The 15,216-nt window shown below is 63.5% G+C and carries 15 protein-coding genes; 5 read left to right on the forward strand and 10 right to left on the reverse strand.

What is annotated here, in order from left to right:
* Positions 1-7 precede the first annotated feature (7 nt).
* Together AC0L2V_RS26365 and AC0L2V_RS26370 are read left to right on the forward strand one after the other, a co-directional pair.
* Positions 8-121, forward strand: a complete 114-nt coding sequence (locus AC0L2V_RS26365) for a capsid protein (protein WP_287066439.1) — start codon at positions 8-10, stop codon at positions 119-121.
* Between the two features lie 70 nt (positions 122-191).
* Positions 192-1,571, forward strand: coding sequence for an aspartate aminotransferase family protein (locus AC0L2V_RS26370; RefSeq protein WP_473511575.1), 1,380 nt, complete (start codon positions 192-194; stop codon positions 1,569-1,571).
* Positions 1,572-1,672: 101 nt separating this feature from the next.
* Here AC0L2V_RS26370 and AC0L2V_RS26375 read toward each other — a convergent pair whose 3' ends face one another.
* From AC0L2V_RS26375 to AC0L2V_RS26390, 4 genes are all read right to left on the reverse strand, one after another.
* Positions 1,673-3,697 carry an ABC transporter ATP-binding protein/permease gene (locus AC0L2V_RS26375; protein WP_473521649.1) on the reverse strand — a complete coding sequence of 675 codons (2,025 nt, stop codon included), beginning with the start codon at positions 3,695-3,697 and terminating at the stop codon, positions 1,673-1,675.
* Between the two features lie 332 nt (positions 3,698-4,029).
* Positions 4,030-4,260 carry a hypothetical protein gene (locus AC0L2V_RS26380; RefSeq protein ID WP_473521613.1) on the reverse strand — a complete coding sequence of 77 codons (231 nt, stop codon included), beginning with the start codon at positions 4,258-4,260 and terminating at the stop codon, positions 4,030-4,032.
* 275 nt (positions 4,261-4,535) lie between these two features.
* On the reverse strand, positions 4,536-5,420 hold the full coding sequence (gene mmsB, locus AC0L2V_RS26385) for a 3-hydroxyisobutyrate dehydrogenase (RefSeq protein WP_473521614.1): 885 nt from the start codon (positions 5,418-5,420) through the stop codon (positions 4,536-4,538).
* 246 nt (positions 5,421-5,666) lie between these two features.
* Positions 5,667-6,836 (reverse strand): isobutyryl-CoA dehydrogenase, encoded by a 1,170-nt coding sequence (locus tag AC0L2V_RS26390; protein WP_473521615.1) that lies wholly within the window; start codon positions 6,834-6,836, stop codon positions 5,667-5,669.
* A 151-nt stretch (positions 6,837-6,987) separates the two neighbouring features.
* Here AC0L2V_RS26390 and AC0L2V_RS26395 point away from each other — a divergent pair, with 151 nt between their 5' ends.
* Together AC0L2V_RS26395 and AC0L2V_RS26400 are read left to right on the forward strand one after the other, a co-directional pair.
* Positions 6,988-7,602: a dimethylsulfonioproprionate lyase family protein gene (locus tag AC0L2V_RS26395; protein WP_473521616.1), complete on the forward strand. Its 615-nt coding sequence runs from the start codon at positions 6,988-6,990 to the stop codon at positions 7,600-7,602.
* Positions 7,602-9,074: a cobyric acid synthase gene (locus AC0L2V_RS26400; RefSeq protein ID WP_473521617.1), complete on the forward strand. Its 1,473-nt coding sequence runs from the start codon at positions 7,602-7,604 to the stop codon at positions 9,072-9,074. Before AC0L2V_RS26395 ends, AC0L2V_RS26400 begins: the two co-directional genes overlap by 1 nt.
* Here AC0L2V_RS26400 and AC0L2V_RS26405 read toward each other — a convergent pair.
* From AC0L2V_RS26405 to AC0L2V_RS26415, 3 genes are all read right to left on the reverse strand, one after another.
* Complete coding sequence (locus AC0L2V_RS26405; protein ID WP_473521618.1) at positions 9,071-9,490, reverse strand: VOC family protein; 420 nt, start codon at positions 9,488-9,490, stop codon at positions 9,071-9,073. The genes AC0L2V_RS26400 and AC0L2V_RS26405 overlap by 4 nt on opposite strands.
* 84 nt (positions 9,491-9,574) lie before the next feature.
* On the reverse strand, positions 9,575-10,408 hold the full coding sequence (locus tag AC0L2V_RS26410) for a helix-turn-helix domain-containing protein (RefSeq protein ID WP_473521619.1): 834 nt from the start codon (positions 10,406-10,408) through the stop codon (positions 9,575-9,577).
* A 100-nt stretch (positions 10,409-10,508) separates the two neighbouring features.
* Positions 10,509-10,679: a hypothetical protein gene (locus tag AC0L2V_RS26415; protein ID WP_023798964.1), complete on the reverse strand. Its 171-nt coding sequence runs from the start codon at positions 10,677-10,679 to the stop codon at positions 10,509-10,511.
* Between the two features lie 471 nt (positions 10,680-11,150).
* Between AC0L2V_RS26415 and AC0L2V_RS26420 the strand changes: the two genes are divergently transcribed.
* The gene (locus AC0L2V_RS26420) at positions 11,151-11,582 is read left to right on the forward strand and encodes a TerB family tellurite resistance protein (RefSeq protein ID WP_473521620.1); all 432 of its coding nucleotides are present in this window, start codon (positions 11,151-11,153) and stop codon (positions 11,580-11,582) included.
* Positions 11,583-11,604: 22 nt separating this feature from the next.
* Here AC0L2V_RS26420 and AC0L2V_RS26425 read toward each other — a convergent pair whose 3' ends face one another.
* The 3 genes from AC0L2V_RS26425 to AC0L2V_RS26435 are packed head-to-tail and all read right to left on the reverse strand — an operon-like array spanning position 11,605 to position 15,055.
* Entirely contained in the window at positions 11,605-13,245 is a 1,641-nt protein-coding gene (locus AC0L2V_RS26425) for an ABC transporter ATP-binding protein (RefSeq protein ID WP_473521621.1), read from the reverse strand.
* The gene (locus AC0L2V_RS26430) at positions 13,242-14,111 is read right to left on the reverse strand and encodes an ABC transporter permease (RefSeq protein WP_128166841.1); all 870 of its coding nucleotides are present in this window, start codon (positions 14,109-14,111) and stop codon (positions 13,242-13,244) included. Before AC0L2V_RS26430 ends, AC0L2V_RS26425 begins: the two co-directional genes overlap by 4 nt.
* Entirely contained in the window at positions 14,108-15,055 is a 948-nt protein-coding gene (locus AC0L2V_RS26435; RefSeq protein WP_128176797.1) for an ABC transporter permease, read from the reverse strand. Before AC0L2V_RS26435 ends, AC0L2V_RS26430 begins: the two co-directional genes overlap by 4 nt.
* Positions 15,056-15,216 lie beyond the last annotated feature (161 nt).

The raw sequence follows: 15,216 nt of genomic DNA on the forward strand, positions 1-15,216 counted from the left end.
GGCTTGGATGAAGGCATCATGCGCGTTTGGGGTGGCGGTGACGCCGTCGCCGCGCACGCTTCGCGCCGAGCTTTTGCGGCTTTGCGCCCGCATCGGCTATTCGCCGCCCGCCTTCCTCTGACGAATCCGCCCCCGCTGCAATTGCCGGATTGTCTGCAATTGCCGGATTGGTTCAAGAGGAAAGATCAGACATGACCTATCAGAATTATTCGCTGAAGCAGCTTCAGCAGATCGATGCTGCGCATCACCTTCATCCGTTTACCGACCACAAGGAGATGCGCGAGGCCGGCTCACGCATCATCACCCACGCCAACGGGCCGTTCATCTACGATTCCGAAGGCACGGAAATCCTCGACGGCATGGCCGGACTGTGGTGCGTCAACATCGGTTACGGCCGCGATGAGCTGGCCGACGCCGCTTACGCCCAGATGAAGGAACTGCCTTATTACAATTCCTTTTTCAAATGCTCGACCCCGACACCGGTGCTGCTGGCCAAAAAGCTGGCGGAACTGGCGCCGAAGCATGTCAACCAGGTGTTCTTCGGCTCGTCCGGTTCGGAGGCCAACGACACGGCGCTGCGCCTCGTGCGCCACTATTGGGCATTGGAAGGCAAGCCGGAGAAGAACCGCATCATCTCGCGCAAGAGCGCCTATCACGGCTCGACTATCGCCGGCACGTCGCTGGGCGGCATGGAGCCGATGCACAAGCAGCTCAACGGCGCGGTTCCCAACATCGTCCATGTGATGATGCCTTATGCCTATGAGCTGGCTCTGCCCGGCGAAAGCGACCATGATTTCGGCCTGCGCGCGGCCAAGGCCGTCGAGGATGCCATCCTCGAAGCCGGCACCGACAAGGTCGCCGCCTTCATCGGCGAGCCGGTGATGGGAGCAGGCGGCGTGAAGATACCGCCGATGAGCTATTGGCCGGAAGTGCAGCGCATCTGCCGCAAATACGATATACTGCTGATGCTGGACGAGGTCATCACCGGCTATGGCCGCACCGGCGAATGGTTCGCAGCTCAGACCTTCGACATCGAGCCCGATACCATCACCACCGCCAAGGCGCTGACCTCCGGTTATCAGCCGCTGTCGGCGCTGCTGGTCGGTGACCGCATCGCCGCGACGCTGGTCGAGAAGGGCGGCGAGTTCAATCACGGCTATACCTATGCCGGCCACCCCGTGGCCTGCGCCGTGGCGCTGAAGAACCTCGAGATCATCGAGCGGGAGGGTTTGGTCGATCGGGTCAAGAACGACACCGGACCCTATTTCGCCAAGGCGCTGCAGGAGCACGTCGGCGGTCACGATCTGGTCGGCGAGGTGCGCTCGATCGGCCTGATGGGGGCGATCGAGATCGTCAGCGACAAGGCGACCAAGGCGCGCTTCCTGCCGGCCGGGAGCGCGGCCGTGACCGTTCGCGACCACGCAGTTGCCCAGGGCATGATGCTGCGCGCCACCGGCGATACGATGATCCTGTCGCCGCCGCTGATCTGGACGCGCGAGACGATCGATATGGCCTGCGGCCGCATCGCCAAGGCGCTTGATCTGGCGCAGGCGGATTTGCGCAAGCTGTGAGATAAAACGATCGCCGGGCGTCCTGCAACCGGACGCCCGGCGTTTGAATGCCGGATTCTGCCAGCCGGAGGAGCCGCTCACCAAGGCCCGATCGGCGGATTTCACTTTTTTGTCTCGGGCAGCGCCGCTTTGCTCGAGGTCGTGCTGCGCTTCGGTGCGGCGCGCCGGCGCCGCATAAATCGCTCAAGCAAGTTCCGTCTTCTCTTGCGCTGGACAAGATCGATATCGCTGACAAGCTTTGCGCCGCCCTCGCGCCGCTCCAAGGTGATCTTGCGGCTATGAAAGGCTTCCAGCTCGGCGCGATGCGCCACGCTTATGATGGTGACCTTCGGCAATTCGTGAACGATCATCTCCATCATCTTGTCCTGGCTCTTTTCATCGAGTGCTGACGTTGCTTCATCCAGCACGATGATATCGGGGCTGTGCAGCAGAAGACGCGCGAAGGCGAGCCGCTGCTTTTCGCCACCCGAGAGGGTCTGGTCCCATGGCGCGTCGTCCTCGATCTTGTCGTTCAGATAATCGAGCCCGACCTTGTCGAGGGCAGCCTTGATCTCGTCCAGCGTCCAGCGATCGGCAGCGCCTGGATAGGCGACTGCGCGGCGAAGCGTCCCGGTGGGGACATAGGGCCGTTGCGGCAACATGAACAGCCGTCTGTCGGCGTGGATGTTGACGCTGCCGCCACCCCACGGCCACAGACCTGCGACGGCCCGCACCAGCGTACTCTTGCCTGAGCCGGATTCGCCGGCGACGAGCACCCGCTCGCCTGATTCGATCACGACCTTGGTTTCCTTGACCACGGCGGTGCCGTCGTCGAGCGACACGGACAGATTGTTCAGGCTGAGCATCGCATCGCCTGCAGCTTCGCCGCGCTTTATGCGTCCGAGCGTGTTGCTCTGCTCCGCGCGCTCGAGCCCGTCGAGCGACATCATCAGCGAGGCGATGCGCCGTGCACAGGCGTTCCAATTGGCGAGACGGGGGTAGTTGTCGACCAGCCATCCGAACGCGCCCTGCACGATGGCAAAGGCAGAGGCAGCCTGCATGACCTGGCCAAGTGTCATGCCGCCTTCGAGAAACTTTGGAGCGCAAAGCAAAACCGGCACGACAGGCGCAAACAGACTCGCCCCCTGCGATACCAGCGCTGTGCGCATGTGCTGACCGGTAAGGAGCGCCCATTGCCTGAGCACATAGGCGAACGTCTTGTCGATGCCGCTACGCTCTTCCTCCTCGCCGCCGAGCAATGCGATACTCTCGCCGTTTTCCCGCACGCGGGTCAGCGTGTAGCGGAATTCGGCTTCCGCCTGATTTTTTTCCTCGGAGAGGTGGACGAAATGGCGGCCAATGACCGCCATCGAGGTGGATGTGATCGCCGCATAGAGCACGGCGGTGATGACGAGAAAGCCGGGAATGGTCACCGTCGAACCTGCGATCGTCAGGGTCAGGGCCCCGCCGATCGTCCAGAGCACCACGATGAAGGTCGAGGCCGACAGAAACGCGTTGATGACACCGGCGATGAAGTCGACCGGGGATTCGGTGGCAATCCGCAAATCCTCCGTGACGCGTGCTTCAGGGTTCTGGTGGTCGCCGCCGACGAGGTTCAACTGAAAGTAGCGGCCGCTTGCAAGCCACCGCGCGATGACCGCGTTGGTGAGCCAGGAACGCCAGCGGCGCTGCATCGTCATGCGAAGGAAGACCTGTGCAACGACAAGGCTTCCGCTTCCGAGCACGAGCGGCACGAAAACGGCGCTCAGGACATAGACGGTGCGCGCATTGCGTTGCTCAAGGGCATCGAAAATTGCGCGATTCCAGACATTGATCCCATACTGGAAGCCGACATTGATGACGATCAGGAGCAATAACCCGATCGTGTACGGCCAAGCCCGCCTATCGCCTCCGCGGCCCCAGTAACCGCGCGCGCTGATCCAGAAACGTCTCAGCAAGTATCTCTTGCGCGCCTGCTCGGCCTCCTCAGGGGTCAGCTCCGGATCGGGTTCGACGAACTCCAGCGGCGGCGGAGCCGCGCCGGCGATCTCAGACGCGACTTCGACAGTCGATTGCTTCTCCTGGCGCGACTTCTCGGCATCGCGCGATTTGGAGACCGATTTCGGCTTGGATTTAGCCCCGGACATACCGGCGATAACGGCTTGGAAATCAGAAGGTTTCAATGATGTCCGCTCAAGCCGCTTGATCTCCACGTCAGCGCGGATGCGGTCGTGAGCCTGTCGACAATCTTGCCACAGGACTGATGCGCTTCAGGAGATCTCTGATCGCGCTCACCGAACCCTCGCGCGGGGCAGGGCAATCGCGTTTGGATTCTTGCGAAGAGGACCCCCACCCTAACCCTCCCCACAAGGGGGAGGGAAGCTGCCGCGCGCCTTTATTTCTCCCCTTTGGCGCCCAAGGCAGGCAAGTTGCCAAGGTCAGCGCCAGCGGAAGTCTCCCTCCCCCCTGTGGGGAGGGGTTAGGGGTGGGGGTCCGTCGTAGAGCGAAAACCTCGGCCATCCACCTGCGATAGCCCTGCCGGGCTGGGGAGCGTTGCAGCGACCAGCTGCGGGTCGACGTCGGTCAGGACCGCCGCCACCAGGCCGACGACCGTCTGGAGACGCGCCAGGGCGATCGTCTCGCTGTCGTTGAAGAATGCGAAATGCAAAAACCGCGCTCCATCGGGAACGCGGCTTTGCCAGATACGCATGGCGCTTCGCTGACTGAACACTTGGCGAAACTTACGGGCTCCGGTACGCGAGACCTGATCCGGAGCGCCGGGCGGTTGCGATAGGCCGCCTCGCACTCCGTTCTACAGGGACATCGTTACCGGGTGGTTATCGATAGTTTAAGCAAATCTAAATTTCCGCGTTTCTTGCCGGAAACCGAAAGCCGGTCGAGTTCGAGGCTGAAAGCGCGTCGCGTCTGCTGCGCACGCTTTGCGCACCCTTGGGGGGTTAAGCCCAAGCTTTTGGGCGACATGCATTAGGCCGGGGTGCCGCGCAGGAAATTTATGATGCCGGAGAAGTCGGCAGCGGCATGCCCCTGGGCGTTGAACAGCGCATAAAGCTGGGCGGCCTCGGCGCCCAGCGGCGTTACCGCACCGGCGCTTTGCGCGGCTTCCTGCGACAGTTTCAGGTCTTTCAGCATCAGTGCCGCGGCAAACCCCGGCCTGTAGCCATTGTTGGCCGGCGATGTCGGCACCGGACCAGGGACCGGGCAGTAGGTGGTCAGCGACCAGCACTGGCCCGACGAGTTCGAGGCGACGTCGAACAGCGCCTGGTGCGACAGGCCGAGCTTTTCCGCCAGAACGAAGGCTTCGGCGACGCCGATCATCGAAATGCCCAAGATCATGTTGTTGCAGATCTTTGCCGCCTGTCCGGCGCCGTCATCGCCGCAATGGACGATGCGGCCGGCCATCGGCTTGAGGATTGGTTCGGCCTTGGCAAAAGCTTCCTTCGCGCCGCCGGCCATGAAGGTCAGCGTGCCGGCGGCGGCGCCGCCGGTGCCGCCGGAAACCGGCGCGTCGATCGACAGCAGCTTGTGTCTGGCGGCAATGGCGTGGGCTTTTCGTGCCGATTCGACGTCGATGGTCGACGAATCGATGAACAGCGCGCCTTTTTTCGCTTTTGGCACGATGTCTTCATAGACCGACAGAACGTGTTTGCCGGTCGGCAGCATGGTGATGACCACATCGGCCTCCTTCACCGCGGCAACGGCATTGGCCATGACGACGACCCCATGCTCCTTGGCGTTGGCGAGATTTTCCGGGATCAGGTCGAAGCCGTGAACGGCATATCCAGCCTTGACGAGATTGGCTGCCATCGGATTGCCCATATTGCCGAGGCCGATGAAGGCGATGGTGGTCATGATGGCACTCCGTGGTTTGGGTAAGGCTGCAGTTAGGCAGTAGGGCAGTAGGGCAGTAGGGCAGTAGGGCAGTAGGGCAGCCTATTCGGGCGCTAGTTGCTTATAAGTTGCGAAGCTTTTTTTCGATGCCTAGGTCGCATCTGATAAGCTTGATCATGCGCCAGATATCTCCCCTGCTGCCATACAATAGGTCCTTGTAAGAATTGATCCTGCCGGTCATTTCTACTGCCCTACTGCCCTACTGCCCTACTGCCGCCCAATCAGCGCGCGTGCGATGATGACGCGCATGATCTCGTTGGTGCCTTCGAGAATCTGGTGAACGCGCAAATCCCGCACCAGCTTCTCGATGCCGTAATCGTGCAGATAGCCATAGCCGCCATGCAGTTGCAGCGCGTCGTTGGCAACGTTGAAGCCGACGTCGGTGACGAAGCGCTTCGCCATCGCCGACCATTTCGAGGCGTCCGGGGCCTTGCGGTCGAGCTTCGAGGCAGCGGCGTAAAGGAATATCCGTGCTGCCTGCAATTCGGTCTCCATGTCGGCCAGCTTGAATTGCAGCGCCTGGAACTGATTGATCTTGGCTCCGAAGGCCTTGCGTTCGGCGGTGTAGGACAGCGCCTTGTCGAGCGCCGATTGCGCCCCGCCCAGCGAACAGGCGGCGATGTTGAGCCGGCCGCCGTCGAGTCCGGCCATGGCGATGCCGAAGCCGGCGCCTTCGTCCGAGAGCAGGTTTTCAACCGGCACCTTGCAGTCCTCGAAGACGACCTGGCGGGTCGACTGCATGTGCCAGCCCATCTTGTGCTCGTTGGCGCCGAAAGACAGGCCGGGCGCATCTTTCGGCACGACGAAGGTCGAAATGCCCTTCGGACCGTCGGCGCCCGTGCGCGCCATGACGATGTAAAGGTCGCTGTCGCCGGCGCCCGAAATGAACTGCTTGACGCCGCTCAGCACATAGTCGCCGCCGCTCCTCACCGCACGCGTCTTCAGCGCCGCTGCATCCGATCCCGAACCCGGCTCGGTCAGGCAATAGCTCGCCAGCCATTCCATCGAGGTCAGCTTCGGCAGGAAGTGCTGGCGCTGCTCGTCGCTGCCGAAGCGGTCGATCATCGAAGCCACCATGTTGTGGATCGAGATGAAGGAGGAGAAGGCCGGATCGGCGCGCGAAAGCGCCTCGAAGATCAGCACCGCGTCGAGCCGGCCGAGCGCTGAGCCGCCGACATCGTCACTGACATAGATGCCGCCAAGCCCGAGCGGGCCAGTCTCGCGGATCACGTCCGCCGGAAAATGCTTGTTGCGGTCCCAGTCGAGCGCGTTCGGCGCAACGCGATCGGCAGCGAAGGCCTCGGCCATTTGCTGGATGGCGCGCTGGTCCTCGTTGAGTTCGAACTGGCTGGTGCCCGCATCAACAGCGGCGTCCATGGCGTGCTCCGTAATGTCTTCGGCCTCCTGGCCTGTCGTTTTTGGCTTTGCGCGCGGTTCAATCTAGACCAATGATGCCGCCGCGCAAGCCGACTAGCTCCATCCAACGATCTGGGGGCGGCTGTGTGATAATGCGTGTCTGGGGCAGGGCGTGACGACAAATTTCGATGAGCTGCTTGAACGGTTCCACGCCACGCTCGAAACATTCGATGATGCGCTGGTGCGCGATGCGGTGGCCCGGATCGGCTGGGCCATGCCGGCGCGTCCGCTCGAGCCGCGTCCGCTTGCCTGCCTGCGCCAGCTCGACCGCATCGTCGAGCTCGCTCCGGCCAACGCCCAGCCGTTGGCGCGGCTGCTTGCGGAGCGTTGCGGCGAGCTGCGCTGGGGGCAGACCTACAGCGAGGCGGATCTCGGCAAGACATTCATCGACAAGTACGGCTGGCTGGAGGTCTTCGGCACACGCGGCCATTTCGTCAACGACGAGGTCGCGGCCGGCTTGCTGATCCTCGGACCTGAAATCGTCTATCCCGACCACCATCATGTCGCCGAGGAGATCTACATTCCGCTGACCGGCGGCACCGAATGGCGCATGGACGAAGACGACTTTCGCAAGCGAGAGGCGGGTGAGGTGATCCACCATGCCTCTGGTGTCAGCCATGCCATGCGCACCGGCAAGGAGCCTCTGCTGGCGCTCTACATCTGGCGCGGCGGACCGCTGGCCGCGAAATCCGCGATCACCGGCGGCGTTTCACAGGGCAGGAATTAATGGCGGCCAAGGCGATCATGCTGCAGGGCACAGGCTCCGATGTCGGCAAGACGGTGCTGGTCGCGGGCCTCTGCCGCGTGGCGAAAAAGCGTGGGCTGAAGGTGCGGCCGTTCAAGCCGCAGAACATGTCGAACAACGCCGCCGTCGCCAATATACCGGGCGACAGACGCGGCGGCGAGATCGGCCGCGCCCAATGGCTGCAGGCGATCGCCTGTGGCGTTGCGCCCACCGTCCATATGAACCCGGTGCTGCTCAAGCCGCAGACCGATATCGGCGCCCAAGTGGTGGTGCAGGGCAAGGTGTTCGGCGAGGCGCGGGCGCGCGACTACCAGGCGCTGAAAGCCCGGCTGATGGATGCCGTGCTCGAATCCTGGGCCAAGGTCGGCGAGGGTGCCGACCTCGTCATCGTCGAAGGCGCCGGCTCGCCGGCCGAGATCAATCTCAGGAGCCGCGACATTGCCAATATGGGCTTTGCGACGCGCGCCAACGTGCCGGTGATCCTGGTCGGCGACATCGATCGCGGCGGCGTCATCGCCTCGGTCGCCGGCACCCATCTGATCTTGCCGGAAGAGGACCGGCGCATGATCGTCGGCTATCTCATCAACAAGTTCCGCGGCGATGTCTCGCTGTTCGATGACGGCATCAAGGCGATCGAGAGCTTCACCGCCTGGCGCTGTTTTGGCGTCGTGCCGTGGCTGAAGGCGGCGGCGCGGCTGCCTTCGGAAGATTCGGTTGTGCTCGAACGCCTGGCGTCCGGCGAGAAGCGCGCGCTGAAGGTGGCCGTGCCGATGCTTTCGCGCATCGCCAATTTCGACGACCTCGACCCGCTCAAGGCCGAGCCGCAGGTCGAGGTCGTCTTCGTGCCGCCCGGCCAGCATTTGCCGGCCGACGCTGGGCTGGTGGTCATTCCCGGCTCGAAGTCGACGATCGGCGATCTGCTAAGATTCCGCGAGAATGGCTGGGACCGCGACCTTGTCGCCCACCGCAAGCGCGGCGGCCACGTCGTCGGCATCTGCGGCGGCTTCCAGATGCTCGGCCGTGTCGTGCGCGATCCCGACGGCATCGAGGGCAGCGCCACCGAGACCGAGGGGCTCGGCCTGCTCGACGTCGAAACGGTGATGCAACCGGAAAAGACGGTGCGCAATGTCAGCGCGCGCTCGGTCCAGTTCGACCTGCCGCTCGAGGGCTACGAGATCCATCTCGGCCGCACCACCGGTCCCGACACGCTGCGGCCGTCCGCCGTCATCAACGGCACCGATGACGGCGCCGTCTCCGCTGACGGCAAGGTGTCGGGGACCTATCTGCACGGGCTGTTTTCCGCCGACGCTTTTCGGGCGAAATTCCTGGAAAATCTCGGCGTCAAAGGCGGCGGCATCGATTATCGCGCCGAGGTCGAACGGGCATTGGACGAGGTCGCAGCCGAACTGGAAACCCACCTCGACTGCGACGCCATCTTTGGTCTGGCGCGTTAGCTGGCGGGCTCAACCTTTGGCCAATAGGTGCCGAACGACCAGACATTGCCTTCCGGATCGCGGCAGATGAACTCGCGGCTGCCATAGTCGCGGTCGGTGAGCTCTTCCAGTATTTCGGCGCCGGCCTTTTTTGCTCTGGCATAAGCGGCATCGGCATCGTCGACGGCAACATAGATCGATCTGCCGCCACCCGGGCCAGGCGCACCGACCATCTGGCCAAACTTTTCGTCGCGTGCGGTGCCCAGCATGATCATCGAAGAGCCGAAAGTCAGTTCGGCGTGTTGGACGATGTCGCCTTCGCCGTAGCGGGCATGAACGGCAAAGCCGAAGGCTTCACCCAGCCAGTCGATCATTTTCGCGGCATTGCGGTAGCGCAAGGTCGGATAGAGCCTGGGCGGTTCGACTGATATGGTCATGGCGATCTCCTTCAATTGGATTGGACGATAATCCAGTCTGGGCGAAGGCTTTTCCCACGTCTTGAAGAAATGTTACCTGCGCCTCTATGCCTGGGCGGCCAGCGCCGTCGGCGTTTCGCCGGCAAGGTCGCGGAATTCGCGCACCAGATGCGCCTGGTCGGCATAGCCGCAATCGGCGGCGATATCAGCCCAATCGGATTTGTCCTGCCTTGACAGGCCGAGCGCCCGGTTGAAGCGGACGATGCGCGACAGCGTCTTGGGGCCGACGCCGATCGCGTTGGAGAATTTTCCCGCGAGATGCTTGCGGCTCCAGCCCAGCCTGTCGGCGAGCGATGCGACGCGAATGCGGCCACCCGAGACGATGATCCGGTTATAGGCCCAGGCGATTTCGGCCTGCATTTCGCGGGCGTCGGTCAGCCGCGCGGCGACGAACGTCTCGACGATTGCAAAACGTGCGCTCCAGCCGTGCGCATTGCCAAGTCTTTCGCGCAGCGCGATGCCTTCGATCCCGAGCACATCGTCGAGGCCGACCATGCGGTCGGTCAGTTCGCTCATCGCAAGGCCGAAGAAGCGTCGGGCGCCGAGCGGGGTGAAATTGATCTGGATGCAGCAGGCGCCGCCGCGGGATTCGATCACCACCGGACCGGCATAGAGGCCGGCGGCGAAACTGGCGAAGCGGTCGTTGTCGCCCGGCTCCTTGCCGAGCCCGATGGCGAAGGGTTCGGCAAAGCTGATGACCAGCGGCACGGTCAGCGATGCGTATTCGACATTGCGGAAACGGCCGGGCATGGTTTCGCGGTAGCCGCAGATGTCAGTGACTGAACCCTGGAGCCAAGGGCCAGGCGCACGCCGAACCATCTCGAACCGGTCGAGGCCAGGACTGTGCTGGTTGCTGCCGTCTTCGCTCTGGGCAGACATGAGCTTTCCTCCGCCCGCGGATGGTAGCAGACCAACCCTCAGAATCAAAAGCGCCCCGCGTGTGGCCGGGCGCTCCGAGTTGCCTGAGAGATCTGAGGGCTTAAGCGCCGCGAACCAGGCAGCCGCCGGCAAGCACGACATAAGCGATGAGGACGATCCACACGGCGGCCAGGGGAATGAACGCAAAAACGCCGAGAGCGGCGAGAAGACCGATGATGGCGATAACAAGGGATATGATGAAAATAAGCTGCGTAGGCGCACTGAGATTCATGTGTGGCTCCTCCGACATGATTCGTACAACCGCATCCTATCAGGCGCCCCGTTCACACACCAATCAGCGTGCGCAGCGGGTTCGCTGGATCGGCCGGTAGCTTGATGGAATGGCCAGAAACGATGCGGTGCAGGGCTATCTTAGCTGCGAATCCGAGGCTGCCGCTCTACGATGTACCCCCACCCCTAACCCCTCCCCACAAGGGGGAGGGAGACTTCCGTTGGCGCTGACTTTGGTAAATTGCCTCCCTCTCGGCGCAAAAGCGGGAGTTAAGCGCGGCAGCGTTCCCTCCCCCTTGTGGGGAGGGTTAGGGTGGGGGTCCCCCTTCGCGAGAATCCAAACGCGATTGCCCTGCCGTATAGTGATGGGAGAAGTGGTGGTGAAGTGATTGCCCTGTCGAACCACAGCCGACCATTTGCGCAAGGCCGATTCCGCGCTACCTATTTGCAACGAATCGGAAAGGGGTCGCTGATGGCATTCGCATTGCTGGAGCAGATACGCTCGATCTTCGACGGCGATCCCGGCGTGCGCAAGGTCGCGGACGATCCGGTGCTGTCGGCGGAACTGCTGATGCTGTTTCGCATGATTTTGGCAGACGGCACGGTCAACGAGAGTGAAATGGCCGCCTTCAGGCGCATCTGCCGGGAAGCCTTCGGCATTCCGGAAGCCAGCATCGACAGCGTCATCGAGTATCTCAACGAGTTCGGCTACGAGACCAACGGCTCGCAAGCCATCGCGCAGTTCCGTGACCTCGACGTCGAGAGGCGCAGCCTGCTTGCCCGCCATATGGCCGAGATCGCCAAGGCCGATTCGCAACTTGCCGGGACAGAGATGCAGCTCTTGCGCCGCACCCTCGACTTGCTCGACATCAGCCCGGCCGATGTGGTGAAGGCCGAAAAGTAAGCCTCTCCCGACGGTCGGCTGTTCACCCCTGTTCCTGTAACCGCCGGGCAATCGCGCGGTGCAGGTCCGGGGCCGCAGCGACCAGCGCCTTGGTGGCTTCGGACTGCGGATGATCGAGAACCGCGCTCGTCCTGCCGCGCTCGACGATCTTGCCGGCATGCATGATCATCACCTGGTCGGTAATGGCGCGGGCAACGGTCAGATCGTGGGTGATGAACAGATAGGCAACGCCGAGCTTCTGGTTGAGCTCGGCGAACAGATCGAGAATCTGGGCGCGGATCGAGACGTCGAGCGCCGAGACCGGCTCGTCGGCGACGACCAGCTTGGGGCGGGTGATGATGGCGCGGGCGATCGACAGGCGCTGGCGCTGGCCGCCTGAAAATTCGTGCGGATATTTGTCCATGTCGCGTGGACCAAGGCCGACCTCGTGCAAGGCCTTTGCCACCATCTCGCGCCGCTCTGCATTGGTCGGCCTTTTCTCCAGGACATGCAGTGGCTCGGCGACCAGTTTTTCCACCTTCTGGCGCGGATCGAAGGAGCCGTATGGGTCCTGGAACACCACCTGCATGTCGCGGCGCGCCGGCTTGAGCTCCGCCTCGCTCTTGCCGGTGATGACTTCGCCGCGAAACCGGATCGTTCCCGATGTCGGCCCGTCCAGCGCCAGGACCATGCGGGCAAGCGTGGACTTGCCGCAACCGGAACGACCGACCAGCGCCACAGACTGCCCAGGATCGATCGAGAACGAGACATCGTCGACGGCGCGGGTCGGAACCGCGCGCTTCAGCAGCGATTTGCGCCGTCCCGGATAGTCCCGCGTCACGCTTTCTACCTGAAGAAGAGGCTTGGCCTGGAGCATGGGGTTGTCTTGGCCGACCTCGTTTGTCCTGGCACGCGCCGGCACATGCATCGAGGCCTGCGCCAGTTGTCTTGTGTAGGGATGAAGCTGCTCGGACAGCGTGCGCGCCGTGTCGCCGGCCTCCATCACTTCGCCGTGGCGCAGGATGGTGATGCGCTCCGCCATTTCGGTCACCACCGCGAGGTCATGCGAGATCAACAGCAGACCCATGCGGTTTTCTGAAACCAGGTCGCGCAACAGGTCGAGGATTTGCGCCTGCAGCACGACGTCGAGCGCCGTCGTCGGCTCGTCGGCGATCAGCAGTTTTGGTTTCAGCGCGCAGGCGATGGCGATGACGACGCGCTGGCGCTGGCCGCCGGAAAGCTCGTGCGGATAGCGCGACAGCGGGAATTGCGCTGCGGGCAAGCCGACCCTGTCGAGCATTTTTCGAGCGCGGTCCTCGGCGTCGGCGCGGCTTGCCCTGGTGTGCCAGCGGATGCCTTCGGCGACCTGCTCGCCAATCGTCTTGACCGGGTTCAGCGCCGTCATCGGTTCCTGGAAAACCATGCCGATATCATCGCCGCGCAGCGCGCACATCTGGTCTTCGCTGGCAGCGAGGATGTCGATGCCGTCGAAGACGACGCGCCCGCTGGCGCGCGCCGCCCAGGGCAGAAGCCGCATCACCGTCAATGCCGTGATCGACTTGCCCGAGCCGGATTCGCCGACCAGCCCCATCACCTCGCCGGGCGCGACGGCGAGCTCGACATCCCTCAGGATCGGCGTGTCGCCGATCGTCAGCGACAATCTCTCGATTTCGAGCAGGCTCATCGCTGCCGCCGCGATTTTGGGTCGAGGATGTCGGCAATACCGTCGCCGAGCAGGTTCAGTCCAAGCACGGTGACGACGATCGCCATGCCTGGAAAGATCGCCATCCACGGCGCCATCCCCATGCGCGTCTGGGCGTCGAACAGCATCCGCCCCCAGCTCGGCATCGGCGGCTGTGTGCCGAGCCCGACATAAGAAAGCCCGGCTTCGGCCAGGATGCCGAGCGCGAACTGGATGGTGCCTTGCACCAGGAGCAAAGTAACGATGTTGGGCAGCACGTGTTCGATGGTGATCAGTGCTTTGCCTTTTCCGGCGGCACGCGCGGCGAGGATGAATTCGCGCGGCCAGATCGCCAGCGCTCCGGCCCGGGCGACGCGGGCGAAGACCGGGATGTTGAAAATGCCGATGGCGATGATGGCGTTGAGCGCGCCCGGGCCGAAGATGGCGGTGATCATGATCGCCGACAGCAGGGCAGGGAAGGCGAAGACGAGATCGTTCAGCCGCATCACCGCCTCGTCGACGACGCCGCCGCGCGCCGCGGCAAGGGCGCCGAGCGGCACGCCAACGCCCATGCCGATACCGACCGCCACCAGCGCCACGGCGATCGAATTGCGGGCGCCGACCATGATCATGGAAAAAATGTCGCGGCCGAAATGATCAGTGCCGAACCAGTGCGCCGGCGAGGGTGCCTGGGTCTTGTCGGCGATGATCAGCCTGGTGACGTCAAAAGGCGTCCAGAAGAACGAGACGATGGCGACCGCCGCCACAAGTGCAGTGATGACGAAGCCGGTGAGGAACGAGCGGTTGGTGAAAGCCTTGACGAGGATGTCGGCAAAATTTTCCTCCGGGATGTCGAAGCGCAGCGTCATTGGCGGCTTCTCAGCCGCGGATCGACGACCGCATAGGAGAGATCGACAAGCAGGTTGACGGCGATGACGGCGGCGACCAGCAGCATGACGACGCTTTCGACGACGATCAGGTCGCGCTGGGTGATCGCCTGGAACACCAGCCGGCCGAGGCCGGGGAGATAAAAGACGTTCTCGATGATGATGGTGCCGGCGAGCAGGAAGGCGAACTGCAGGCCGAGAATGGTCAGCACCGGGATCATTGCGTTGCGCAGCGCGTGCCGCCACAGCACCGCGCGATAGGGCAGACCCTTGGCGCGGGCAGTGCGGATATAGTCCTCGTTCAGCACTTCGATCAGCGCCGAGCGGGTGACTCGGGCGAGGATCGCCGCTTGCGGCAGAGCGAGCGCGATCGCCGGCAGGACCAGCGATTTCAGCGCCGGCCAGACGCCGGCGCTCCATCCCGGAAAGCCGCCGGCCGGCACCAGCCGCAGCCAGACGGCAAACAGGTAGATCAGCATCAGCGCAAACCAGAAGTTCGGCACGGCAACACCAAGCTGGGCGGCGCCCATCGCGATCGTGTCGCCGGCCCGCCCGTGCCGGCCGGCGGAAAACAGCCCGACCGGAATGGCGATGATGGTGGACAGCGCCAGCGCGATCAGGGCCAGCGGCAGCGAGACCACGATGCGCTCGCGGACCAGGTCGATGACCGGCACCGAATAGGTGTAGGAACGGCCGAAATCGAGGCTCAGCAAGCCGCCGGCCCAGTGCAGATAGCGCGCGGCGAGCGGCGCGTTGAGGCCCATCTGGTTGCGCAGCAACTCGACCTGGTCGGCGCTGGCATTCATGCCCAGCATCAGCCGCGCCGGGTCGCCGGGAATGATCTCCAGCACGGCGAAGACCACCATCGAGGCCAGGACCAGCGTGATGAGCGCGATGGCAAGACGCTTGAGGAGATAGGCGGTCATGGGGGGAGGACCGCAGGTCCGTTCAGCACGGCAACTGGATGAAGGTTGCGTTTCCGCCAACCCCCCTCTGTCCGGCCGGGCAAGTGCGGGCGGGCCGAGGGGGGGGGCCCCCGCGGGCAGTTTAGCCGCGTTGGGCCGCCGCCCCCCACGCCGGGCCCGTG

This window comes from Mesorhizobium sp. WSM4814, from assembly GCF_055811595.1.